At 52.5% G+C, this 236-nt stretch carries 1 protein-coding gene; it reads right to left on the bottom strand.

What is annotated here, in order from left to right:
- Positions 1-236, bottom strand: a 236-nt coding sequence (locus AC3II9_RS22530) for a hypothetical protein (RefSeq protein ID WP_489159001.1), incomplete at both ends; no start/stop codon positions are given.

Here is a 236-nt window from a genome sequence, read left to right as displayed (position 1 = left end):
CCCCCAACAGCTGTGTAGTGGTACGGCACACACGGAGATCTACATCTTATAAGACGTTGTTTCCCTACACGACGCTCTTTCGATTTGTTTGCGCCGCGGTTTTGACCGGATAGACGGGCTTTTTGACCGCATACGCGTTCGTTTTGCTCGAATTCAAAATGGCACCGGCCTGACCCCCAGTCACTACTTAGTCTCGCGGATGGTGCGCCCAGCTTTGCAAACGTCTTGAACGAAGA

This window comes from Lysinibacillus sp. RU7 (assembly GCF_057837305.1).
Note: the sequence above shows the minus strand (reverse complement) of the source record. Positions and strands in the feature narration are given on the sequence as shown.